This window comes from Streptomyces sp. URMC 124, from assembly GCF_051386455.1.
Classification (GTDB): domain Bacteria; phylum Actinomycetota; class Actinomycetes; order Streptomycetales; family Streptomycetaceae; genus Streptomyces.
This window is the reverse complement of sequence record NZ_JBPQTS010000052.1, coordinates 1-21,910: the sequence shown is the minus strand read 5'-3', so window position 1 is coordinate 21,910 and position 21,910 is coordinate 1. Positions and strand designations below refer to the sequence as shown.

The following is a 21,910-nucleotide window of genomic DNA, read 5'->3' as shown; positions in this document are numbered from 1 at the left end:
GGCCGCGGAAGGGCTCTGGTTCCCGCGGACGCAAGGGACAATCCTCACGCGCCGGGAGCGGGCGGAAGGCGGCCCGAGCGGCCTCGCCGCGTGCCACGATGCGCAGATGACCGCTCGCCCCTCCCCCGCTTCACCCGCTTCCCCCGCTTCGCCGATTTCGCCCGGAAGTCCGTACGCGACCCTGATCGGTTTCGTCCTGCTCCTGGCCGCACTCTTCGGCATCGCCTACGCCGCCGGCGCGGCATCCGGTCCCGTGGCTCCCGGCATACACGGCACCGGCGGATCCGGCTCGGGATCAGGATCAGGATCGGGTTCCGGCTCCGGCTCCGGCTCCGGCTCCGGCTCCGGCGGAGGCATGGGCGGAAGCATGGGTGGCATGAACGGCATGAACGGGATGCACGGCATGGGTGGACGATGAGCACCGAGACGACCGACACCACGTCCGGGGCGGCGACGGCGCCCGCGACCACCGAACTGCTCGTCGGCGGCATGACCTGCGCCGCCTGCGTGGCGCGCGTGGAGAAGAAGCTCGGCAGGCTGGACGGTGTGAGCGCGACCGTCAACCTGGCCACCGGCCGGGCCCGCGTCGCCCACCCCGCCGGCGTCACCCCGGCCGAGCTGATGGCGGTAGTCGAGGGTGCCGGCTTCACGGCGGCGCTGCCCGATCCCGCCCCCGCGCCGGGTGCCGGGAACGGCGAGGAGAGCGGGAGCGGCGGGAAGGACGGGGAGGCCACGGGCGCCCTGACCCGGCTGCTGATCACGGCCGTGCTGTCCGTTCCCGTCCTGGTGCTGTCCATGGCGCCGGGCCTGCAGTTCCGCAACTGGCAGTGGCTGTGCTTCGTCCTCGCGACGCCGGTGGCCGTCTGGGGCGCCTGGCCCTTCCACGAGCGCGCGCTGCGCGGGCTGCGGCACTCCGCCGCGACGATGGACACCCTCGTCTCGCTCGGCGTCGTCGCCTCCTACTCCTGGTCGGCGTACGCCCTGTTCTTCGGCGGCGCCGGACGGCCCGACATGCGGATGCCGTTCACGCTGGTGCCCTCCATGACGGCCGGTACGGCGGACGTCTACCTGGAAGCGGTCGTGGGCGTACCCCTGTTCGTGCTGATCGGCAGGCTGCTGGAGGCACGGGCCCGGCACAGCACGGGCTCCGCGCTGCGGGCCCTCGCCTCCCTCGCCGCGAAGGACGTCCTCGTCCGGGCGGCGGACGGCACGGAACGCCGGGTTCCCATCGAGCGGCTGCGGGTCGGCGACCGCTTCGTCGTACGGCCCGGGGAGCGCGTCGCGACCGACGGCGTCGTCGTCGCGGGCAGTTCGGCGCTGGACCTGTCCCTGGTGACGGGCGAGAGCGCGCCCGTGGAAGCCGGTCCGGGCTCGTCCGTCGTGGGTGGCGCGGTCAACTCCGGCGGGCTGCTGGAGGTGCGGGCCGAGGCGGTCGGCGCCGACACCCGGCTCGCGCGGATCGCCAAGCTGGTGGAGGAGGCGCAGGCGGGCAAGGCGAAGGCGCAGCGCCTGGCCGACGCCGTCGCCGGGGTCTTCGTGCCGGCCGTGCTGACCGTCGCCGTGACGGTCCTCGGCTACTGGCTCGGGGCGGGCGCCTCCTCGCAGGCGGCCGTCACCGCCGCGGTGGCGGTCCTGGTCGTCGCCTGTCCCTGCGCGCTCGGCCTGGCCACGCCCACGGCCCTGCTGGCGGCCACGGGCCGCGGCGCCGGCCTGGGCATCCTGGTCAGCGGGCCGCAGGCGCTGGAGGGGCTGCGGCGCGTGGACACGGTCGTCCTGGACAAGACGGGCACGCTGACGACCGGTTCGATGACGGTGACGGGCGTGACGGCCCGCCCCGGCGGCATCGGCGAGGCCGCGGCGCTGCGGCTGGCCGCGGCCGCGGAGCAGGGGTCCGAGCATCCGGTGGGGCGGGCGGTCTGCGCCCGTGCGCAGGCAGAAGCAGAAGCGGGAGGGGGAGCGGGAGCGGGAGCGGCGGAAGCCGCCGGGGCCGGGGCGCGGCTGCCGGAGGTCACGGAGTTCACGGCGACGCCGGGCAAGGGCGTCTCCGGCCGGGTCGAGGGGCGGCTGGTGGAGGTCGTCCGCCCGGACTCGGCGGCCGGGCGCCCGCCGCGCGGACCGCGTACGAAGGGCCGTGCGGCCGCGGCAGCTTCCGCGGCCACCGCAGCGGCCACCGCCCCGCTCCCGGAGGCGCTGGCCTCGGCCGTGCGCGATGCCGAGCGGGACGGGCGCACGGCGGTGCTCGTGCGCGTGGACGGCACGCCCGAGGCGGTGATCGTCCTCGGCGACACCGTGCGCTCCGGGTCCTACCGCGCCGTCGACCACCTCAAGCGGCTCGGCCTGCGGCCCGTCCTCGCGACGGGCGACGGCGAGGGCGCGGCGCGCGCCGTCGCCGCGGAGCTCGGCATCACCGAAGTCCACGCGCGGGCCACGCCCGAGGACAAGGCGGAGCTCGTCCGCGAGCTGCGGGCCCAGGGGCGCCGGGTGGCGGTCATCGGCGACGGCGTCAACGACACGGCGGCGCTGGCCGGCGCAGACCTCGGCATCGCGATGGGAGGCGGCACGGACGCGGCCATCGGCGCGGCGGACGTCACGCTGGTCCGCGAGGACATGGGCGCCCTGGCGGACGCCGTCCGGCTGGCCCGGCGCACCTCGGCGACGGTGCGCACCAACCTCGCCTGGGCGTTCGGCTACAACCTCGTCACGCTGCCGCTGGCGGCGGTGGGGCTGCTGAGCCCGATGGTCGCGGCCGCGGCGATGTCCGTCAGCTCGGTGCTGGTCGTCGCCAACAGCCTGCGGCTGCGGGGCTGGCAGCCGGTGCCGTCGCGGACGTCCCCGGGCCGGCGCCCGAAGCGCGGACCTGCCTCGTCCGTCTCCCCATCCGCCTCCCCATCCGTCTCCCCATCCGTCTCCCCTTCCGTTTCCCCAGGTCGGCGCTCCGGCGCCGTGGCTCCGCGAGGTGACGCGTGAACTCCTCCGCTCTTGCCGCTGCCGGGCGCGCCGCGCTCGCCCCCCTCTTCGCGTTCGTCGTGACCCTGGGCGGGCTCACCGCCTGGACCGCCACGGGCGCGGCGGGCCGGCCCCCGGCCGTCACGGTCGAGGACGCGCGGGTGCTGCTGCCGTTCGGCCGGGACGACACGGCCGCGTTCTTCCGGGTACGGAACGCCGGTGACGTGGACGACGAGCTCGTCGGCGTCGACGCTCCGACGGCAGGCGGCGCGATGCTCAGCCGCACCGTGGTCAGGAAGGGCGCGGGCTCCATGCGGACGGTGCGGTCGGCGACGGTGCCGGCGGGCGGCACGCTGGAGATGTCCCCGCACGGTCTGGACGTCATGGTCTCGGCCCCGCCACGGCTGAACCTCGGCGACCGGCTGCCCCTCGTGCTGCGGTTCCGCGGAGCGGGCACGGTGCGGGTGGAGGCGGAGGTCGTCCGGCCGGGGAACTGACGGCATGCTGAGAGGGGCCGGGAGGACGGGCACATGCCCGGCTCCCGGCCCCTGCTTCGTGCTTACCGGTGACCTTCGGCGTGCCTAGGCCGCGACCGGTATGCGCACGGCGTCCCGCTCGGCGGTCTCCAGCTGGCAGATCAGCGCCTCGCGGGCCCGCGCCACGCGCGACCGCACCGTACCGACGGGGCAGCCCGCCACGACGGCCGCCTCCGCGTACGGCAGGCCCAGCATCTGGGTCAGCACGAACGCCTCGCGGCGCTCGTAGGGCAGGCGGTCCAGCAGCTGCGACAGCGCGACGCCCTCGTCGAAGCCGGGCAGCTGCGCGGTCTGGGCCCGCTCGGCGGCCGACTGCCAGTCGTCGGTGTCGGACAGGCGGGGCCGGGCGGCGTTGAAGCGCAGCCGGTCGACGACGGTGCGCCGGGCGATGGACAGCAGCCACGTACGGGCGGAGGAGCGGCCCTCGAAGCGCTCCAGCGAGCGCAGGGCCCGCAGGTACGTCTCCTGGACGAGGTCGTCCGCGCCTTGCGGGTCGTTGCTGAGGCGGGCGACGTAGCGGCGCACGTCGCTCTGGGTCGCGCGGATGAAGCGCTCGACGGCGTCGGCGTCACCGCTGCGGGCGGCCAGCGCCCAGGTGGTCACGGCTTCGTCGTCACGCACGGCGGCCTCCCGTGCGGGTGGTGCGGGGGGTGATGCACCGGGCAAAAGCGGCACCGGGGACGATGGAGGGGTGCAGCACTGCAGTGAATTCCGTACCGCCATATCCGCCGGCGTCGACGGCGAGGACCTGCCGCCCGGCGTGACCGGAGCGGCCCTCGACGCGCACCTGCGCGGGTGCGCCGAGTGCCGCGCGTGGGGCGACCGGGCGCGCCGGCTGAGGGTTCTCGCGGCGGGCCTCGGCATGGACTGAGGCAGAAGGAGAAGCGGAAGAGAAATCGGAACCGGAGCCGGAGCCGGAGCCGAAGCCGGAAGCGGAAACCGAAACGGAACCGGAAACGGTCGGGCGAGCGGCTGGAATCGCGAGGACGGCGGGCCGGCGTGGCACTCGGCGCGTCCGCGTACGGGCAGGGGTCATCGCCCTGTGTCCTTCCTGGAATCCGGGCGGCCCGAGGAGCGGGCGGGCCCGGTGACGTGGTTCGGCGCTGGAGGTCGCCGTCAGCCGAAGGCGACGGCGACGGGCGCCGGTGGACCACGTGTGGCGAGGACGTGCGCGTACAGCAGCTGCCGCAGGCGCTGCGCGGCGCGGCTCCGGTCGGCGCGGATGCGCGGCGGGCCGGAGGGTGCCGCCCCCGTGCGGAAGAGGACGAGGAGCGGGGTGAAGAGGCTGCTGCCGAGGGTGCGGGCGAGCCGGAAGGCGGCCTGTTCGCCGCCGGCGAGCCACATGCCGCAGACGACGGCGACGAGGACGTGCGCGGACCACATGCCGAGCGCGCCGTGACCGGCGTGCATGGCCATGGAGTGGCCGGCCATGTCGCCCATGGAGCCCATGTCCACGGAGCCGCTGGAACCCATGTCCATGGAGTGGCCCATGGACATGCCCATGGAGTGGCCCATGGACATCGAGTGACCCGCAGACGCTGCTGCAGACGCTGCAGAGGCTGTCGAGGCCACGGAGGCGGGGAGGTCGGGGTCCAGCCCCAGGCGGGCGGCGCGGGCCGCGTTCACGGCGACGTTCTGCGCGAGCCCGAAGAAGAAGTGCAGCCCGGTCTGGGCACCCACCGTGGCGAGCGTGATCAGCAGCGGACCGCGTTCGCGGCCCGCCAGGAACCACGCCGCGCTGCCCGTACCGCACAGCGCGACGGCGACGGCCCACCACGGGACGGTCGTCCCGGACATGACCGCGTGGCCCAGGGCAGCGAGCAGCACACAGACCGCTGCGAACACTGCGGCTCGCAGCGCTCGCGGTCCCTGTTCCGGCTGCGGCCCTGCTCTCATGACGACCACATCGTTGCACCCGCGCCGCGCGACGCGACGGCGGGGTACGCGCTGACGCCCGTACGACCATCCGCTCGGGCGCACGGGCCCGCCCCGTACCGTCCGCCCGGCGGTACGAGGCGGTGGGTCGCCGGCTCGGGGGAAGGACCGGCGGCCCGGGTCCCGTCGCTCCATTGGGACTCGCAGGAACGAGTCAAGCGCGCGGGGGCCGGGCGCGGGAGCGTGTGTGCGGGGGCGATCGCGTGTGCGCGGCGCACACCCCGTGTGAACGATCAGCCTCCGGCGCGCGGCTTGCGGGTGCGCTTGCCTCCGCGCTCCGGCAGCCAGGCGGCGCTGCCCTTCTCGCCGAAGCGGGTGCCTATCGCGCCCTTGATGACGGAGAGGGCGGCGGGGAGGGAGGCGATGGCCGCGGCCTTGAGTGCCGAGACGTCCGTGAGGTCGAACCCGTCGGCGAGGAGGAGACCGAGGAAGGTGGTGACGTAGGCGGCGGCGGTGCGCTCGAGGATATCGAGCAGAACTTTGGGCATGACTGTTTCTTCGTCTCTTCCGTTCGTGTCCGATGGGTAAGGGAAGCGTCGTGGCGGTACGGCCCGCACCGCAAGGCCCGGAGGGCTCGGAAGGCCTCCGGACGCTCCGGCAGCTCCCTCACGACCCGCACGGACTCGCACGGACTCGCACGGACCCGAAGGGCGGAGGATCCACGTGGTCGATGCGGTCAGTCCCTGGCCGGCGATGGCGGGCGGCGACGACCCGGCCGAGCGGAGTCGTACGCTCCGCGGGGCGCACGAGGAGTTCGTGACCGGAGGGACGGTGCACCCGCGGGTGAGGGCGGTGGTCGCCGACTCGTGGCGGCGGTCGGCGGCGGCGCTGCCCACGGCGGACTTCCTCGCGCCGGTCGAGCTGACCGACGCGGAGCTGGAGGAGTACCGCCAGGCGCATCCGCTGGCCTTGGTGATGCCGCTCTTCAGGGAGCTGCTGGGCACGATCGCGGACGACGGGGCGCATCTGCTGGCGGTGTGTGACGCGTCGGGCCGGATGCTGTGGGTCGAGGGCCACCGCGGGGTGCGGAGCCGGGCCGAGGCCATGAATTTCGTCGCCGGCGCCCGCTGGGACGAACGGCACGCGGGCACGAACGCGCCCGGCACGGCGCTCGCGCTGGACCACGCCGTGCAGATCTTCTCCACCGAGCACTACAACCGCGCGGTCCAGCCCTGGACGTGCGCGGCCGCGCCCGTGCACGACCCGCGGACCGGCCGGCTGCTGGGCGCGGTGGACCTGACGGGCGGCGACCACCTGGCGGCGCCGCACAGCCTGGCGCTGGTGCGGGCGACGGCGCTGGCGGCGGAGGCGCGGCTCGCGGGGACGACGACGGCGGAAGGGAGCCGCTCCGGCCACGCCCTGACGGCCCTGGGCCGGGAGGAAGCACTGCTGACGAGGCCCGGCGGCCGCCGGATACGCCTGGGACGACGGCACAGCGAGATCCTGGTCCTGCTGGCCGCACGCCCCGAAGGGCTGACGGGGGACCAGCTGACGACGGCGCTGTACGGGGACCGCCCCGTGCCGCCGGTGACGCTGCGGGCCGAGCTGTCGCGGCTGCGGCGGCTGGTGGGACCGCTGCTCGCCTCCCGTCCGTACCGGCTGTGCGCGCCCGTCGAGACGGACTTCGCGCGGGTGGAGCACGCGCTGGAGGCGGGCGACGTGCGCGGCGCGCTGCGCGCGTACGGCGGTCCGCTGCTGCCCTCGTCGGAGGCGCCGGGGGTGTGCCGGACGAGACGGCTCGTGGAGGGGCGGCTGCGGCGGGCGGTGCTGAGCGGCGGGGACGCGTGGGCGCTGCAGCTGTGGGCGGACAGCCGGTGGGGCGAGGAGGACCTGGAGGTGTGGGAGAGGCTGCTGGCGGCCCTGCCGGCGAGTGCGCCGCAGCGGGCGGGGGTGGCGGAGGAGGCGAGGAGGCTACGGGAGGCGTACGCGCCGGGCCCGCGCCCGTACGGGGCAACGTTCGCGCAACGCCGACGGCCCTAATCTCCCCGAGCCGCAACCCGGAAGTCCCGAAACCGGAAGGGAAGGCTGTCCCCCATGCCTCGTTACGCGAACCCCGGCACGCCGAACGCGCTGGTCTCCTACCGTCCGCGGTACGACCACTGGATCGGCGGCGAGTACGTACCGCCGAAGCAGGGGCGTTACTTCGAGAACCCGACGCCGGTGGACGGCACGCCCTTCACCGAGATCGCTCGGGGCACGGCGGAGGACGTGGAGCGCGCGCTGGACGCGGCCCACGCGGCGGCCCCGGCGTGGGGCCGCACGTCCCCCGCGGAGCGGGCGGGCGTGCTGAACCGCATAGCGGACCGCATGGAGCAGCACCTGGAGGCGCTGGCGGTCGCCGAGTCCTGGGAGAACGGCAAGCCGGTCCGCGAGACCCTCGCCGCGGACATCCCGCTCGCGATCGACCACTTCCGCTACTTCGCGGGCGCGATCCGCGCCCAGGAGGGCAGCCTCTCGGAAATCGACGAGGACACCGTCGCGTACCACTTCCACGAGCCCCTGGGCGTGGTCGCCCAGATCATCCCGTGGAACTTCCCGATCCTGATGGCGGCGTGGAAGCTGGCGCCGGCCCTGGCGGCGGGCAACGCGGTGGTGCTGAAGCCGGCGGAGCAGACCCCGGCCTCGATCCACGTCTGGCTGGATCTGGTGGCCGACCTCATTCCGCCGGGCGTGGTGAACATCGTCAACGGCTTCGGCGTGGAGGCGGGCAAACCGCTGGCGGCCAGCCCGCGCGTGGCCAAGATCTCCTTCACCGGGGAGACCACCACGGGCCGGCTGATCATGCAGTACGCCTCGGAGAACCTGAAGCCCGTCACCCTCGAACTCGGTGGCAAGAGCCCGAACATCTTCTTCGACGACGTCTCGGCGGCGGACGACGACTTCCTCGACAAGGCCCTCGAAGGCTTCACCATGTTCGCCCTCAACCAGGGCGAGGTCTGCACCTGCCCGTCCCGGGCCCTGGTCCAGCAGGGCCACTACGCGCCCTTCATGGAAGCCGCCGTCGCCCGCACCGAGGCGATCCTCCCCGGCCACCCCCTCGACACGGCCACGATGATCGGCGCCCAGGCCTCCAACGACCAGCTCGAAAAGATCCTCTCCTACCTGGACATCGGCCGCCAGGAAGGCGCCCGCACCCTCACCGGCGGCGCCCGGGCCGACCTCGGCGGCGAACTCGCGGGCGGCTACTACGTCCGGCCCACCATCCTCGAAGGCCGCAACAACATGCGCGTCTTCCAGGAGGAAATCTTCGGCCCGGTGGTGGCAGTGGCCCCCTTCAAGGACTTCGACGAAGCGATCACCCTGGCCAACGACACCCTCTACGGCCTCGGCGCCGGCGTCTGGACCCGCAACGGCACCACGGCCTACCGAGCCGGCCGGGCCATCCAGGCCGGCCGGGTCTGGACGAACTGCTACCACGCCTACCCGGCCCACGCGGCATTCGGCGGCTACAAGCAATCGGGCATAGGCCGGGAAACCCACAAAATGATGCTGACCCACTACCAGCAGACCAAAAACCTCCTCGTCTCGTACTCCCCGAAGAAGCTCGGCTTCTTCTAGCGGCCATTCGGCTTTCCGGTCGGAAAGGGCCTCGGACAAACCATCGAGGAGCGCTTCCCTGAATTGGCGTCAACACCCCGCGCTGCACTAGACTTTGGGTGCGTACCGACGAAAAGGAGAGGCGCCGTCCATGGGCACCAAATTCATTGAGGTAGACGAATCCCACAAGGGTCAGCCCGGCGTGGAAGAAGGGGTAAAGACGATCGAGGTCGGTGGTCAGACGATCACGACGACGATTTACGTGCAGCGGATCGACTTCGATGATCTCGCCCCCGAGGTGACCGATAATCTGACCACGGTCAAGTTCGCCGTGACGGTGGCCGAGGAAATGGAGGACCTGACGGGGGAGGTGGACGAGGACGGTTCCCCGGTCACGGAAATCAAGGAAATCCAGGTGCCCAAGTGGCTGGAGGTCGACCTGGGGCCCGAGTCCCTCAAGCAGTACGAGGAGGTCATGGCGCCCTTCTTCGCCGCCGCCCGCGAAACCGAGGCCCCGCTCCTGCCCGCGCCCCGCAAGCGCCGGAAGAAGTGAACTCGCGCCCCTCTCCTGGACGTCAGGAGGGGGGCGTCATGCCATCGGCCGGGCGCCGGAGCGCGACGCCCGGCCGATGCGGTGCGTGCTCCGTGCTACCAGCTGCCGCCCCAGACGGCTCGCGTTCCCACCGGGCAGGTCAGGCGGAAGTCCCACTGTCCCGAGAAGGTCTCCGGGAAGAAGTGGCGGCCGTCCGTGCAGTCCACGTAGACGTGGTACGAGGTGCCGTTGCACGTCATGAAGAAGTTGCGGCCCCCGTCCGTGCGCCCGTTCCAGCAGTTCGCGGCCAGTTCACGCTCGGTGGCGCTCGACGCGCGCTGGACCGGGGTGTTCGCCGAGATCGGCGCCAGACCCGCGGTGCTGGTCTTGCTCTGTCCGTCGGTGCTGGTCGCCTGGGCTTCGGCGGTGTTGGGCACCGGATCGGCACCGGCAGGGGCGGCGAGGCCGGCGAGCGCGGTGACCGCGATCGCTGCGGCAGCTGCGGCGTTCCTCAGGAACGTCACGTTCTCCTCCGAGTGGTGGGTGTTGCGGTAGGTACGGGATCTTTCCCGGCCTTTCGGTGACATCATGGTTGATTGCCGCCTCTATGGGGAGTTGGTGTGGGTTGGGGGGCGTGCGGGAAGAAACGTCCCCAACAGGGCATGTGCGTACCCCTGGTGGCGTCGCGCTCCCGCGAACGTGTGGTCAGCAGCGATGTGTTGTTCCTCCTGAGGAGGGACAACGCGCGGGTGCGTACAGCGCCGAGGGAAGGGTCTCCGGGGGTCAGTTGCCGTCAGCGCCCGGCAGGGAGATCAGGGACTTCTGGCGGCGTTCCACCGGCGTGCCCTTGGCCTCGGAGACGTAACCCGCCGAGAGGTAGAGCGACTTGCCGTGGGCGACGGGGTAGGGGTCCGAGCCGATCCAGGCCTTGGTGGGGGTCGGGCGGTAGGTGCGGAGGACCTTCCGGGACCCCGTCGCCGGGTCGAAGCGGACGAGGGTGGCCGGGTCGTGGATGTTGCCCGCCGAGTAGGCCAGTACGGCGGCGGAAGCGGTGCCGGTGTCTGTGTCAGTGTCAGTGTCAGTGCCGGCGTTCGAAGTCGTCACCAAGCGATAAGTCTGCAGGTACCCGGTCGCACGCTGCTCCCACAAACGCTTCCCACTGGTCAGGGACCAAGCCGTCAGCTGGTTGTTGTCGTCGGAGTCCTTCTCGTCCCGGTCCGCCGCCATGACCAGCGTGTCGCCCGCGATCCGCACGTCCGGAGCCGGGGCGCTGCCGTCGCCGCGCGCGAGGCCGAAGCGGCGCTTGGGGGTGCCTTCGAGGCGGGCGCGGGGCTTGCCGTCGTCACCGAGGACGCTCACGCGCATGCGGCCTTCGTAGGGCTGGTCGGGATCGTCGACGACGATCGGAGAGGTCGCGAGGACCTGCCCGTGCCTGCCGTACTCGCCGAGGCGGTACTTCCACTTCTCGTGGCCGGTGGCCGGGTCGACCGCGGCGAGGTACGTGCCCGGGTCGCTGCTGCCGAAGAGGCAGTGCTGGATGCGCAGCAGCTGCCTGCCACCCGTGTAACCCTCGCCCCGGCAGGTGTCCTTGGCCTCGGCGCCCTCGTACAGGCCCTTGTCGCCGTCCTTCCACAGCTGCTTGCCGTCGCTCACCCGGAACGCCGTGGTGAGGCGGTTGTCCGCGGAGACGACGACCACGTCGCCGCTGCGGGCGATCCGGGGGCCGCCGGAGGGAGCCCACTCGTCGGAGTCGGTCGAGTGCTCCCACAGCGTCTTGCCCGACGTCAGGTCGACGGCGTAGAAGGTGTGGCACTCCCGCCCGGAACCGCGGGCGAGGATCGCGACGTTCGCCGTGGAGTCGGCCGACGCCTGGCACAGGAAGCTGCCCGAGCCGGGGGCGGGCGCCTCCCACTGCTGCCTTCCGGTCTTCGGGTCGAGTCCGACGATACGGTCCGGCAGCGCCTTGACCACGCTCTTGCCGGTGAACCACACGCCACGGATCATCGTGGGGTGGTCGAGCCCGGACCTGGTGTACGGAAGGCTCCACGACACGGTCGCCCGGCTGCCGCCTGACGTGCCGTCACCCGATTTGCCCCTGGCTCCGTTTCCCTCACCGGGCAGCAGCATCCAGACGCCCGCTCCGAGTGCGGCGACGAGGACCAGGCCGACGGCCACCGCGAGGGCGATCAATCCCCTCCGCCGGGGGCGGGCGGGTGCCGGGAACACGGGCGGAGGGACCGGGGCCGCTCCGTAGGGCGGCGAGGCGCCGTAGGGCGGCAACCCACCGTAGGGGGGCGCCGATCCGTACGCCGGTGCCGCGCCGTATGCCGGTGCCGCGCCGTACGGCGGTGCCGACCCGTACCCGGGCGCTGCTCCGTACGCCGGTGCCCCGCCGTACTGCGGCGGTTCGCCCGCGGGTGCCGGCGTCGGCGGTCGCGGCGCTTCCGGCGGCGCGATGACGTAGTCGTCCCCGCCGTTCTCGTTCAAGGACTCGCCCATTGGGCCTCGAATCTCCTTCTCTCCCTCGTAAGGGACCAGTCATACCAAGTCGGATTCCCCGGCGGCCCGCCGGGCGGGGTGCGGGCGCCGGGTGGTGGGAGGAGGGAAGGGCCGGGCTACGACGCGTTCCTGCGCATCGGTGCGAGCAGCGTCAGGTGGGCGCCGGAACGAACGCCGCCCACGCGCGTTCCGGAACGGCCGTCGCGGCGGCCGTTGGTGGTGCGGTAGACATCGACCGGACCGGCGGGGCGCCAGTGTTCGCCGAGTCGCTTGGCGGTGTACATCGCCTCGTCAGCGCCCCGGAGCAGGTCCGGCAGGCCGGCGCCCGGCCGGTGACCGGTGCAGCAGATGCCTATGGAGGCGCGCGGGGAGAGGGTGACGCTGCCGGTCTCCAGCGGCGCCGAGAGGCGCGCGGAGAGGCTGTACGTCAGCTCGGAGTCCAGGTCGGCGTCCGGCGCGAGGCGCACCACGGCGGTGAACTCGTCGCCGCCCAGCCGCGCCGCGAATCCGCCCCGCTCCCGGCACCAGACGGACAGGCGACGGCCGACCGCCGCGATGACCTGGTCGCCCACGGCGTGGCCGTGCGTGTCGTTGATCTGCTTGAAGCCGTTGAGGTCGAGCAGCAGGACGGCGGCGTGCGGCCGCTTGACCGCCCGCTGCGCCCGGTGGGTGAACTCCTCGCGACGCATGAGGCCGGTGAGCGGGTCGGTGCGGGCGGTGCGCAGGCGACGGACGAGGAGCAGGGCGTGGGCGGCCCAGCCGAGGGTGGGGGCGGCGATCGGTAAGGCCTGGAGCAGGAGGTTCATCGGGCACCTTCCGGAACAGAGAGGTGGCCCGTCGCTTCCCTCGCCGTGGGCGCCATGAGCGCGCGTTGAGGCGCGAGTACGCCGTCGCGGTGGGGCGCGAGCGGGCCGGTGGGTGGATCCGGTCATGCTGGAGATCCCCCGTTTCCCCGGGCCCCGCTCGTGGCCCTGCCCGTGACCCCCGCCATGCCCCGAGCGACGCCCCGGCCACGACCGCCGCCCGTGAGCGCGGCCGCGCAGACCTCTGGCCCGCGGCCGCGGATCGCGGCAGGCTGTGCAGTCCGGCAGAGACGATCCTGCGGAAAGGGAGATCAACGGTGAGTCCAGCGAGTCCGCAGCAGACCGGCCGTCCCGAAGCCCCCCTCTCGCGCGTCGCCCTGACCCCCGCCGCGGCGCGCCTCCTCCGGCTGCTGCGCGAGCGGCACGGTCCCCTGATGTTCCATCAGTCCGGCGGCTGCTGCGACGGCAGTTCGCCGATGTGCTATCCGGACGGCGAGTTCCGTACGGGCGCCTCGGACGTCCTGCTCGCGGAGCTGAGGGTGGAGGGCGTCGCGGAACCCGTCGGCTTCTGGATGTCCGCCGACCAGTTCGAGCGCTGGCGCCACACCCACCTCACGGTGGACGTGGTGCCCGGGCGCGGCAGCGGCTTCTCCCTCGAGGCCCCGGAAGGGCAGCGGTTCCTGCTGCGGTCGCGGCTCCTGACGGACGACGAGGCGCGCCGACTCGGCTGACGGAGCCGACGACCGCCGCAACCGGGCCCACAGAGCTCACGGAGCTCACGGGAGCTCACAGAGGGCAGCAAGCCCTACGACGCCGCGTCCACCAGCGACAGCGTGTGCAGCCGCTCCGGCGGCCCGGGCCGCGCGTAGTACCAGCCCTGGGCGGTGTCGCACCCCAGCACCCTCAGGTGCTCCGCCTGCGTGCCCGTCTCCACCCCTTCGACCGTCACCGACAGGTCGAGGGTGTGGGCGAGCGAGACGATCCCCTCGACGATCTTCACGTCGACGGGGTCGGCGGGCGCGCACTGCATGCCGCGGGTGAAGGAGCGGTCCAGCTTGAGCGTGCTGACGGGGAGCCTGCGCAGGTAGGACAGGTTGGAGTAGCCGGTTCCGAAGTCGTCCAGGGCGATGTCCACGCCCAGGTCGGCGAGTTGGCGCAGCGGCCGGAGCTCCTCCTCGTCGGCCCCGATGAGGGCGTTCTCGGTGACCTCCAGGCACAGGGCCGAGGGGTCCAGGCCGGAGCTGTCGAGGACGGCCACCGTGTCGGCGACGAGGGTGGGGTGGCGCAGCTGCGAGGGCGAGAGGTTGACGTTGACCCGCAGGGGGCCCTCGCACGTGCCCTCGGCCCGCCAGGCGCGCGCCTGCCGTGCGGCCTCCTGCAGCACCCAGCGGCCCAGGGGCACGATCAGGCCGGTGTTCTCGGCGAGCGGGATGAACTGGTCCGGTCCGAGGACGCCGTGGACGGGGTGCAGCCAGCGCACGAGCGCCTCCGCGCCCCGCACGGTGCCGTCGGTGAGCCGGACGAGCGGCTGGTACTCGATGAAGAACTCGCCGTTCTCGAGCGCCGCCGGCAGGCAGTTGGTCAGGTCGTGCCGGGCGATGGCGCGCGCGTCGGAGTCCGCGTCGGCGAGCTCGTAGCGGTTGCCGCCCGCGGCCTTCGCGCGGTACATGGTGATGTCGGCGCTGCGCAGCACCTCCGCGGCGCCGCTCTCGCCGGAGGCGCCGTCGACGATGCCGATGCTGGCCCGTACGGACAGGTCCCGGCCGTCGAGGCGTACGGGTGCGGCGAGCGCGGCCAGCATGCGGCGGGCGAGGGCGGCGGCGTCCTCCTGCGCGGTGGGGCCGGTCAGCAGGGCCACGAACTCGTCGCCGCCGAGGCGGGCGACGAGCTCCGCGGGTTCCTCGGCGCACGAGCGCAGCCGCTCGGCCACGGCGACGAGCAGCCGGTCGCCCACGGCGTGGCCCAGGCTGTCGTTGACGGCCTTGAAGCCGTCGAGGTCGAGGTAGCAGACGCCGAAGCGGTCCCCGCCGGGGGCGAGGGCGCGGTCGAGCCGTTCGAAGAAGAGCGTGCGGTTGGGCAGGCCGGTGAGGGCGTCGTGCGTGGCCTCGTAGCGCAGCTGCTCGTGCAGCAGGCGGCGCTCGGTGATGTCCTCCATGAGCGCGAGCTGGTACTGGGGGCGGCCGTGGGCGTCGCGCAGCAGGGCGACGGACAGGTCGGTCCACAGCACGCTGCCGTCGCCGCGGTAGTACGCCTTCTCGACGCGGTAGTAGTCGCGCTCGCCGCGGACGAGCTCGCTGTAGAGGCCCCAGACGTCGGGCGAGTCGTCGGGGTGCACCATTTCGCCGACGTTCCGGCCGGTGACCTCCGCCGGGTGGGTGCCGAACATGCGGCTGAGGGCGTCGTTGACGTCCATGATGCGGCCCTCGACGTCCGCTATGCCGACGCCGATGGCGGCGCCCTCGAACACGGCGCGGAACCGCTCCTCGCTGGTGTGCAGCGCCCGCTCGGTCTCGGCCTGTGCGGCGAGGGCGGCGCGGGAGAGGGCCTCCTGCTCGGCGAGGGTCCGCTCGCGCAGGGCGCGCGCGAAGCCGGCGGCGACGGTGTGCTGCAGGCGTGAGCAGCGGGCGCGGCCCTCCTCCTCCGGCAGGCCCGGGTCCGGCGGGCAGTACAGGACGAGGTACGAGTCGATCGCGCCCAGGATCAGCGACAGGGCGTCCGGGTCGGTGCAGTGGGCCCGGACGAGCGCGACGCCGACTTCGGCGGCGGGCTCGGGGTCGAAGGGCTGCGAGTGGAGCGCGGTGCGGAGGAGGGCGGCGAGCGGGACGAGGTAGTCCTCGAACTCGGCGCGGGTCATGGAGGTGGCCGTCGCGGGATAGACGGACCGGCTCCAGACGGCGGCGAAGCGGCGGAGGGCGTCGTGCCCGCCGGGCGGGGGGCCGGCGGGCGCCTGACCGGCCGGCACGGGCCCGCCGGGACCCTGCCCGGACAGGGGCCCGGCGGGCGCCCGCCCGGGCGCGGAGGGGACGGCGGAGGGGACGGAGGAGTCCCCTGCCGCAGCGGCCGGGACGCCCTCTCCCCCCGCGCCCGGTCCGCGTACGTCGCGGTCCATCTGGGCGTGGGCGTTGCGTGCCCGCGGGCCGCCCGCCCCTGACGGACCGTCCGTCCCCGAGGGGCCGCCCGGAAGCACGCCCGGGCTCCGGTCCCGGCCTCGGACCCGGCCTCGATCCCAGCCCTGGCCCCGGCCCCGGTCCTGATCGCGGTCCCCGTCGCCCTCGACGTCACCGTCGGCGTCGCCGTCCCGCCCGCAACGGCCCGCCACCCGGCCCACGGCAGCCGTGTCCAGTGGCGACAACGCCCCGCTCCCGATACCCACCCCGACCTCGGTTCCGCTTCCGCTTTCGATTCCGTTTCTGATTCCGCTTGTGCCCTCGGTCCCGGCCCCGCTCCCCCTGCAAGGCCTTGTGACTTCTGCCCCTGCAGGGCCACCGGTAACCGGCCCCGCCGTTCCGTCTCCGGATCCGCTCGGCTTTCTGCCGCGCGGCTTTCGGGTCATGGCTTGCGCCCCACGCCCGCGAAGCCGACGTACGTGGCGGGGTCGTCGTCCGCTCCGCCGGTGCCCTCCACCGGGTCGGGCCGCCAGTCGGGCATGGCCACGAGCCCCGGCTCGACCATCTCGAAGCCGTCGAAGAAGCGCGCCACGTCCGGGCGCGAGCGCATCAGCAGCGGCGAGCCCACGTTGCGGTAGACGCCACTCACTCCACGCCCCTCCTCGGGCTTGATCGGACCGGTGTCGGTCGTCGCGTGCGTGAGGACGAGCAGGCTCCCCGGCGCGAGCGCGTCGCGCAGCTCGGCCACCGCCGCCCACGGGTCGTCCTGGTCCTCCACGAAGTGGAGGACGGCCACGAGCAGCAGTGCGACCGGCCGGTCCAGGTCGAGGAGCCTGCCCACCTCGTCACTGGTCAGGATGTCATGGGGCTTGCGGAGGTCGGCGGGCAGGACGGCGGAGCGCGGGTCGCCCTCCAGGACGGCCCGGCCGTGGGCGACGGCGACCGGGTCGTGGTCGACGTAGACGACGTGCGAGCGCGGGTCCGCGGCCTGCGCTATCTCGTGGACGTTGCCGAAGGTCGGAATGCCCGAACCGATGTCGAGGAACTGGGTGATGCCCTCCCCCACGGCGTGGCGTACGGCGCGCCGCATGAAGGCCCGGTTCGACTGCATGATCTTCGGCAGCCCGGGAAAGGCCTCCATGGCCCGGCGGGCGGCCTCCCGGTCGACCTCGAAGTTGTGCGAGCCGCCCAGGTAGTAGTCGTAGATCCGGGACACGCTCGGCACGGAAAGGTCGATGCCCTGGGGTGCCCAGGTGGGACGCTCCATCAGTCTCTTGCTCCAGCTCGCCTCGGGGACATGTGAGCAGAGGCTACTGATCGTTCGTTCGAATGGAAGCGGCAAGCGGAAATCGGCGATCCGCATTCAGCTGTCATTCATCCTCGTCCGCACCGGCTTCGATCGTGCCGAGAGCCGATCATGCCAATAAATGACCCAGAGGGGAAATATGTCCGGATGCCGTCCCGGGCATCGCTCCCGGGACGGCCGCTCCGGCCCCGCGTCGGCTCTGCGCCGGCGCCCCGTCAGCCCTGCGGCTGCCGCGGCCCCTGCGGCTCCCGCGGCTCCCGCCACATCGGCCACATCCGCGGCCCGCCGTCCGGCAGGTCGACGGGCGTCCCGGTGAGGACGAAGCCGAGGCGCTCGTACAGCGCCCTGCTCCGGGCGTTGCTCGCCTCCAGGTAGGCGGGCATCCCCTCCTCGTCGCACCGGTCGAGGACGGTCGTCAGGAGCGCCCTGCCCCGGCCCTCGCCGCGCCGGCCGGGGGCGGCGACGATGGTCGGCAGATAGTAGTGCGCCCGGTCCGCGGGGTGGGCGGCCTCGGTGAGCTCGGCGACGATCCGGGCGCGGTCGTTCCCCGGATCCGCCGTCGCCAGCAGCTCGCCGAGCTCGTCGTCACCCTCGTCACCGCCGTCCGCCTGTATCGGTATCCACAGGGCCGCCGCCGAGAGGTCGTCCATCACGTCGACCCACCCGTCGCGCAGCGCCGCGTCCAGGAACACCCCGAAGAACGCGGGGTGGACGACGCGGCGGTGCGCCTCGTCAGGGAAGACCCAGCCGCTGACGGGGTCCTCCATGAAGGACTCCCCCAGCAGCAGGCTTATCGCGTCCCGCTCCTCCGGCCGGGCCCGCCGTATCTCCGCTACGGCGGTGGGGGTCGAGGGGGAAGCGGCGGTGGCGGTTCTCCGATGCACAGTCATGGTTCCTTCCGTACGGCGTACGACGCTCACGTCTGTCCGCGCCCGATCGTACGGAGGCACCTCCTCCACCCCTTCCTCCGCCCTCAGCGGATCCCCAGCTCCCGCAGCACCCGCCGCTGCCGCTCCTCCGGCCGCACGGGGAAGTAGAGGTAGCAGACGCCGCCGGAACCGCTCTTGACCTGCCCCTGGGCGTTGTGACGCTTGGTCCGGAGCCAGATGGTTTCGAACTGACGACGCTTGTAGACCCGCCGGACGGCCGCGTTCGACGGGCTCGCCGGGTCGTTGGCGATCACGTCCCCCCGCTGGGTGAAGCCGACGACGCACATCAGGTGGCCGGCGGTGCCGTACCCCGCCCCGTCGAGCTCGGAGGCGAGGAAGGACTGGGAGGTGATGACGGGGATCCGCGCGCGGATCAGCTTCTCGACGTCGCCGAGGGAGCGCAGCCGGGTGACCACTGCCTGCACGTCGCGGTACGTCGCCGCGTAGGCCGCGTTGAAGGGCCAGTTGCCGCACCCCTTGTACTGGTAGTCGTAGGTGAAGCGGGCGGCGTGGCAGACCTGGGGGTCGGCGTAGGCGGGGTCGACCCACGCGAGCTCCTCGGCGGTGGGCACGCGGCCCCAGTGTTCGAGGACCATCTGCGAGGAGGTCGGGCTGCACCACGCCTCCCCGCCGTTGTCGTACTCCGGGTACTGCCCCTTGTGGATCTCCTGCGAGTAGCGCGGCACGCGCAGTTCGTGTCCCGCGCCGGTCCCCGGGACGGAGGCGGGCACGGTGAAGCGGTCGGGGACGTCCGAGCCCATGACGCCGAGCCGCCACACGGTGGGCGTGAGGCGGCTCCCGGCCCTGCGGCAGAGCGTCAGGCGCAGTTCGTACGAGGCGATGCGCAGGCCCGAGGCCGGGTCGTCGACGGCGAGGGTGTCGGTGGAGACGTTGCTGCGGCCGTCGCCCTGGCCGTCGACGGAGGTGCGGCGGATGTCGCCCGGGCCGTCGCCGGCCGTCCAGCGGCCCATGACGTACCAGGGGGTCCGGGTGCGGTCGGTGTACGTGCCGCGCACCTCCGTCTGGATCCAGGTGCCGGCGGGCGCGTGGGCGTTCCAGGAGGCGATGACCTCGCTCGCCGGGGCGGGCGGGGTACGGACCGGTGCCGTCCAGGTGGCGTACTCCCACGAGGCCTTGGTGCCGGTGTGCGGGTCGGTGTACTCCAGCGTGCCCGCCGGCCGGTCGAGGACCAGGCCGTCGCGCCGCCCGGCGCGGATGCGGGTGCCGTCGGCGGTGCCCTGCCGCCAGTCGGCGGCCGTGGTCCAGGCGGAGTAGTCGACGGCTGCGCTCCCGGAGACGGAGGAAACGGGCGAGGAAGGGGAGGACGGCGAGGAAGAGGAGGAAGAGGAGGAGGAAGAGGAGGAAGAGAGGGCCACGGAGCCGGAGGATACGGATCCGGGCGGCCCCGAGGCCGCCCCGGTCGAGGCCGCCCGGGACAAGGACGTCCCTGACGAAGCCGCCCCGGACGAGGCCGGGAGGGACGCGGCCGCCGCGGCGCCCAGGGCGGCGGCGAGCACGGTACGGCGCGTGGCGGGTCTGCCGGGCATGCTGCTGGACATGGTGCTGGTCCCCCAGTCGTCTGCGGGTTGCGGATGGGGCGCACGCGGGATGCCGCGCGCCGGGGTGTGCCAGTGATTCCCCGTCCTGCGGCTCCCGATACCGGCAGGACGGGGGAAGCCGGGGGAAGCCAGGGGAAAGTCAGGGAAGGGGGCAGGGGGCGAGGGGGCAAGGGTGTCAACCTGCGGCCACCCCCTCCCACCATGGGGTGATCGGTTCGCGTCCCGCCTACGCTGGTCCGGTGAATGCTCCGCTCCGCAACGGCCCGGCCTCCTTCGACGACCTCGCCCCCTGGCTGCTGGCGCAGCCTCCGTCCCTCGGCCCGGTCCGCCTGGTGGCCGTCGACGGGCACGCGGGGTCCGGGAAGACCACCTTCAGCGGACGGCTCGCGGCGGCGCTCGGCGGAGCGCCCGTACTGCATCTGGACGACCTCGCGACGCACGAGGAGCTGTTCGAGTGGACCGGGCGGCTGAGCGAGCAGGTGCTCGCCCCCCTGGGCCGCGGCGGGACGGCGCGCTTCCGGGCGTACGACTGGGTGGCCCGGCGGTTCGCCGACGAGCGGGAGATCGGGCCGGAGCCGGTCGTCCTGGTGGAGGGCGTCGGGGCGGGTCGCCGCGCGCTGCGGCCCCATCTCGCGTGTCTGCTGTGGATGGAGTTGCCTCATGAGCACTCCTGGGAAAGGGGTCAACTCCGTGACGGCACGGAGCTGTCCGATTTCTGGGACGGCTGGATGCGGGCGGAGCGCGCGCACTTCGCCGCCGATCCGACGCGCCCGTACGCAGAACTGCTGATTCTTCAGTGCGGCGGGGGGTACGAGGTGCTGCCGGGGCCGCACAAAACGACCACAACCCCGCCCCGGCGTACCTGATCATCACGCTCCGTGATCGCCGCCCGGCGGTCCGCCGGATCTCGCCGTCCGATCCCCGCCGACTGCGCCAACTCCGCTTGACCGACGGGGCGTACAGGACTTACGTTCTCATTGTGCGGCCGATGGAGGCCGCCTGCGGACGCGAAGCCCCCGGTTGTTCCCCCGTGATCGGGGGCTTCGTACCACCCGCTATTCTCCTTTTGGGCTCTTTACCCCACCGACCCCCTCACCCTGGGTGACCATCCCCCGGAGCGGGCCGGTGGCGACCGGGGATCGCTTTTCCGCCGCGAAGGGCAGTGCGGCACCCTTCGGCCGGGGCCAACAGCGCAGGTACGATGCGACTCGGTGCACCTATCGGCGGGTGTGCCGGCACACACTGGTCAACTCCCGTCCACAGCACAGCGGTTCGGCAAGGCGCGCCTGGCACTCGCCGGGCAGCACGCTACGGGGGCACGGTTTGTGGGGGACGTGATGGATTTCGGCATGCAGGGCCCACCCGCCCCGGCCGATCTCGCCTGGCTGCGCGCCGTCGACGCCTACACCATGGGCGCGTACGCACAGGCCGAGGAGGAGTTCCGGGCGGCGGTCCGGGTGGACCCCGGCATGGCCGACGCATGGCTGGGCCTGCACGCGCTGCGTGCGGACACCACCACCGCGCTGCTGCGCATGTACCGCCACCGGGACCGCTTCGGCGAGCAGCGCACGCGCCACCGGCGCACCCTGAACTCCTGGTACTGGCTGGGCTGGTGGGTCCAGCCTGTCCTGGAGACCGGCCGCGACCTGCTGCTCGCGCACGCCTCGCACTGGCTCGACGGCCGGCACGTCGCCGAGCTGGACCGGGCGCTGGCCGGCTGCCCGCCCGTCGAGACCGACCCCCAGGCCCGCTTCCTGCACGCCTGCCGCGCCTACCTCGTCAAGGACTGGGAGCAGCTCGTCCGGCACACCGAGCCCCTGCTGGACGATCCCCTGCTCGGCATCGAGGCCGGGCTGTTCGGCGGCATGGCCCGGGTGCGCCTGGAGATGTTCGGCCAGGCCGAGCCGCTGCTGGCCGCGGCGCTGATGCGGTGTCGCAGCGAGCAGCCCCAGCGCAAGGAGCTGCGCTACTGGCTCGCGCGCGCCCACGAGGGCACCGGCCGCAGCGCCGCCGCGCTCCCCCTGTACCGGGCCGTGCACCGCGTCGACCCGTCCTTCATGGACACCTCGGCCCGGCTCACCGCCATCGCCGACGGCGACGGCCTCGACGACGGCCTGGGCCTCGCTCCGGTGCCGCTCGGCGGGCCCGGCGAGGAGCCGGCCGGACCGGTCCCGCCCGCCGCCCCGGCGAGCGAGGTCATCGCCTCCTGGAACGCCCACGC

Annotated in this window: 19 protein-coding genes; 9 read left to right on the top strand and 10 right to left on the bottom strand. The window is 73.4% G+C overall.

The annotated features are described in order from the left end of the window. Positions 1 to 414 precede the first annotated feature (414 nt). Positions 415 to 2,967 carry a heavy metal translocating P-type ATPase gene (locus tag ACSNOG_RS13775; protein WP_436752914.1) on the top strand — a complete coding sequence of 851 codons (2,553 nt, stop codon included), beginning with the start codon at positions 415 to 417 and terminating at the stop codon, positions 2,965 to 2,967. Then, on the top strand, positions 2,964 to 3,443 hold the full coding sequence (locus tag ACSNOG_RS13770; protein ID WP_436752913.1) for a copper chaperone PCu(A)C: 480 nt from the start codon (positions 2,964 to 2,966) through the stop codon (positions 3,441 to 3,443). The genes ACSNOG_RS13775 and ACSNOG_RS13770 overlap by 4 nt, the downstream gene beginning before the upstream one ends. A gap of 84 nt (positions 3,444 to 3,527) precedes the next feature. Here the strand turns inward: ACSNOG_RS13770 and ACSNOG_RS13765 are convergent, their stop codons facing one another. Continuing rightward, positions 3,528 to 4,103, bottom strand: coding sequence for a sigma-70 family RNA polymerase sigma factor (locus ACSNOG_RS13765; RefSeq protein ID WP_436752912.1), 576 nt, complete (start codon positions 4,101 to 4,103; stop codon positions 3,528 to 3,530). A 70-nt stretch (positions 4,104 to 4,173) separates the two neighbouring features. Between ACSNOG_RS13765 and ACSNOG_RS13760 the strand changes: the two genes are divergently transcribed. Next, the gene (locus tag ACSNOG_RS13760; RefSeq protein ID WP_436752911.1) at positions 4,174 to 4,353 is read left to right on the top strand and encodes a zf-HC2 domain-containing protein; all 180 of its coding nucleotides are present in this window, start codon (positions 4,174 to 4,176) and stop codon (positions 4,351 to 4,353) included. A gap of 245 nt (positions 4,354 to 4,598) precedes the next feature. On the opposite strand, the gene ACSNOG_RS13755 is transcribed toward ACSNOG_RS13760, so the two are convergent. Both ACSNOG_RS13755 and ACSNOG_RS13750 read right to left on the bottom strand, forming a co-directional pair. Beyond that, positions 4,599 to 5,327, bottom strand: a complete 729-nt coding sequence (locus tag ACSNOG_RS13755; protein ID WP_436752910.1) for a hypothetical protein — start codon at positions 5,325 to 5,327, stop codon at positions 4,599 to 4,601. A gap of 323 nt (positions 5,328 to 5,650) precedes the next feature. Next, the gene (locus ACSNOG_RS13750; protein ID WP_436752909.1) at positions 5,651 to 5,905 is read right to left on the bottom strand and encodes a holin; all 255 of its coding nucleotides are present in this window, start codon (positions 5,903 to 5,905) and stop codon (positions 5,651 to 5,653) included. A gap of 205 nt (positions 5,906 to 6,110) precedes the next feature. Here ACSNOG_RS13750 and ACSNOG_RS13745 point away from each other — a divergent pair, with 205 nt between their 5' ends. The 3 genes from ACSNOG_RS13745 to ACSNOG_RS13735 all read left to right on the top strand — a co-directional run bounded on the left by ACSNOG_RS13745 (position 6,111) and on the right by ACSNOG_RS13735 (position 9,507). Further along, positions 6,111 to 7,397, top strand: a complete 1,287-nt coding sequence (locus tag ACSNOG_RS13745) for a GAF domain-containing protein (protein ID WP_436752928.1) — start codon at positions 6,111 to 6,113, stop codon at positions 7,395 to 7,397. Between the two features lie 54 nt (positions 7,398 to 7,451). Further along, the gene (gene exaC, locus ACSNOG_RS13740; protein WP_436752908.1) at positions 7,452 to 8,975 is read left to right on the top strand and encodes an acetaldehyde dehydrogenase ExaC; all 1,524 of its coding nucleotides are present in this window, start codon (positions 7,452 to 7,454) and stop codon (positions 8,973 to 8,975) included. 130 nt (positions 8,976 to 9,105) lie between these two features. Continuing rightward, on the top strand, positions 9,106 to 9,507 hold the full coding sequence (locus tag ACSNOG_RS13735) for a hypothetical protein (protein WP_436752907.1): 402 nt from the start codon (positions 9,106 to 9,108) through the stop codon (positions 9,505 to 9,507). A gap of 95 nt (positions 9,508 to 9,602) precedes the next feature. Here ACSNOG_RS13735 and ACSNOG_RS13730 read toward each other — a convergent pair whose 3' ends face one another. The 3 genes from ACSNOG_RS13730 to ACSNOG_RS13720 form a co-directional block, all read right to left on the bottom strand. After that, positions 9,603 to 10,076, bottom strand: a complete 474-nt coding sequence (locus ACSNOG_RS13730; RefSeq protein WP_436752906.1) for a hypothetical protein — start codon at positions 10,074 to 10,076, stop codon at positions 9,603 to 9,605. 193 nt (positions 10,077 to 10,269) lie between these two features. After that, positions 10,270 to 11,985 (bottom strand): outer membrane protein assembly factor BamB family protein, encoded by a 1,716-nt coding sequence (locus ACSNOG_RS13725; RefSeq protein ID WP_436752905.1) that lies wholly within the window; start codon positions 11,983 to 11,985, stop codon positions 10,270 to 10,272. Between the two features lie 116 nt (positions 11,986 to 12,101). Further along, entirely contained in the window at positions 12,102 to 12,791 is a 690-nt protein-coding gene (locus ACSNOG_RS13720; RefSeq protein WP_436752904.1) for a GGDEF domain-containing protein, read from the bottom strand. 314 nt (positions 12,792 to 13,105) lie between these two features. On the opposite strand from ACSNOG_RS13720, the gene ACSNOG_RS13715 reads away from it, so the two are divergent. Beyond that, a complete protein-coding gene (locus ACSNOG_RS13715; RefSeq protein WP_436752903.1) occupies positions 13,106 to 13,519 on the top strand; it encodes a DUF779 domain-containing protein in 414 nt (137 codons plus the stop codon). A 74-nt stretch (positions 13,520 to 13,593) separates the two neighbouring features. Here ACSNOG_RS13715 and ACSNOG_RS13710 read toward each other — a convergent pair whose 3' ends face one another. The 4 genes from ACSNOG_RS13710 to ACSNOG_RS13695 form a co-directional block, all read right to left on the bottom strand. After that, entirely contained in the window at positions 13,594 to 16,140 is a 2,547-nt protein-coding gene (locus ACSNOG_RS13710) for an EAL domain-containing protein (RefSeq protein ID WP_436752902.1), read from the bottom strand. A gap of 197 nt (positions 16,141 to 16,337) precedes the next feature. Next, a complete protein-coding gene (locus ACSNOG_RS13705) occupies positions 16,338 to 17,162 on the bottom strand; it encodes an SAM-dependent methyltransferase (RefSeq protein WP_436752901.1) in 825 nt (274 codons plus the stop codon). 254 nt (positions 17,163 to 17,416) lie between these two features. Continuing rightward, complete coding sequence (locus ACSNOG_RS13700) at positions 17,417 to 18,085, bottom strand: GNAT family N-acetyltransferase (RefSeq protein ID WP_436752900.1); 669 nt, start codon at positions 18,083 to 18,085, stop codon at positions 17,417 to 17,419. A gap of 89 nt (positions 18,086 to 18,174) precedes the next feature. Further along, entirely contained in the window at positions 18,175 to 19,689 is a 1,515-nt protein-coding gene (locus tag ACSNOG_RS13695; protein WP_436752899.1) for a peptidase C39 family protein, read from the bottom strand. Positions 19,690 to 19,928: 239 nt separating this feature from the next. Between ACSNOG_RS13695 and ACSNOG_RS13690 the strand changes: the two genes are divergently transcribed. Together ACSNOG_RS13690 and ACSNOG_RS13685 are read left to right on the top strand one after the other, a co-directional pair. Beyond that, positions 19,929 to 20,555: a uridine kinase family protein gene (locus ACSNOG_RS13690; protein ID WP_436752898.1), complete on the top strand. Its 627-nt coding sequence runs from the start codon at positions 19,929 to 19,931 to the stop codon at positions 20,553 to 20,555. A 471-nt stretch (positions 20,556 to 21,026) separates the two neighbouring features. Then, the coding region (locus ACSNOG_RS13685; protein ID WP_436752897.1) for a tetratricopeptide repeat protein at positions 21,027 to 21,910 on the top strand (884 nt) is incomplete at its 3' end.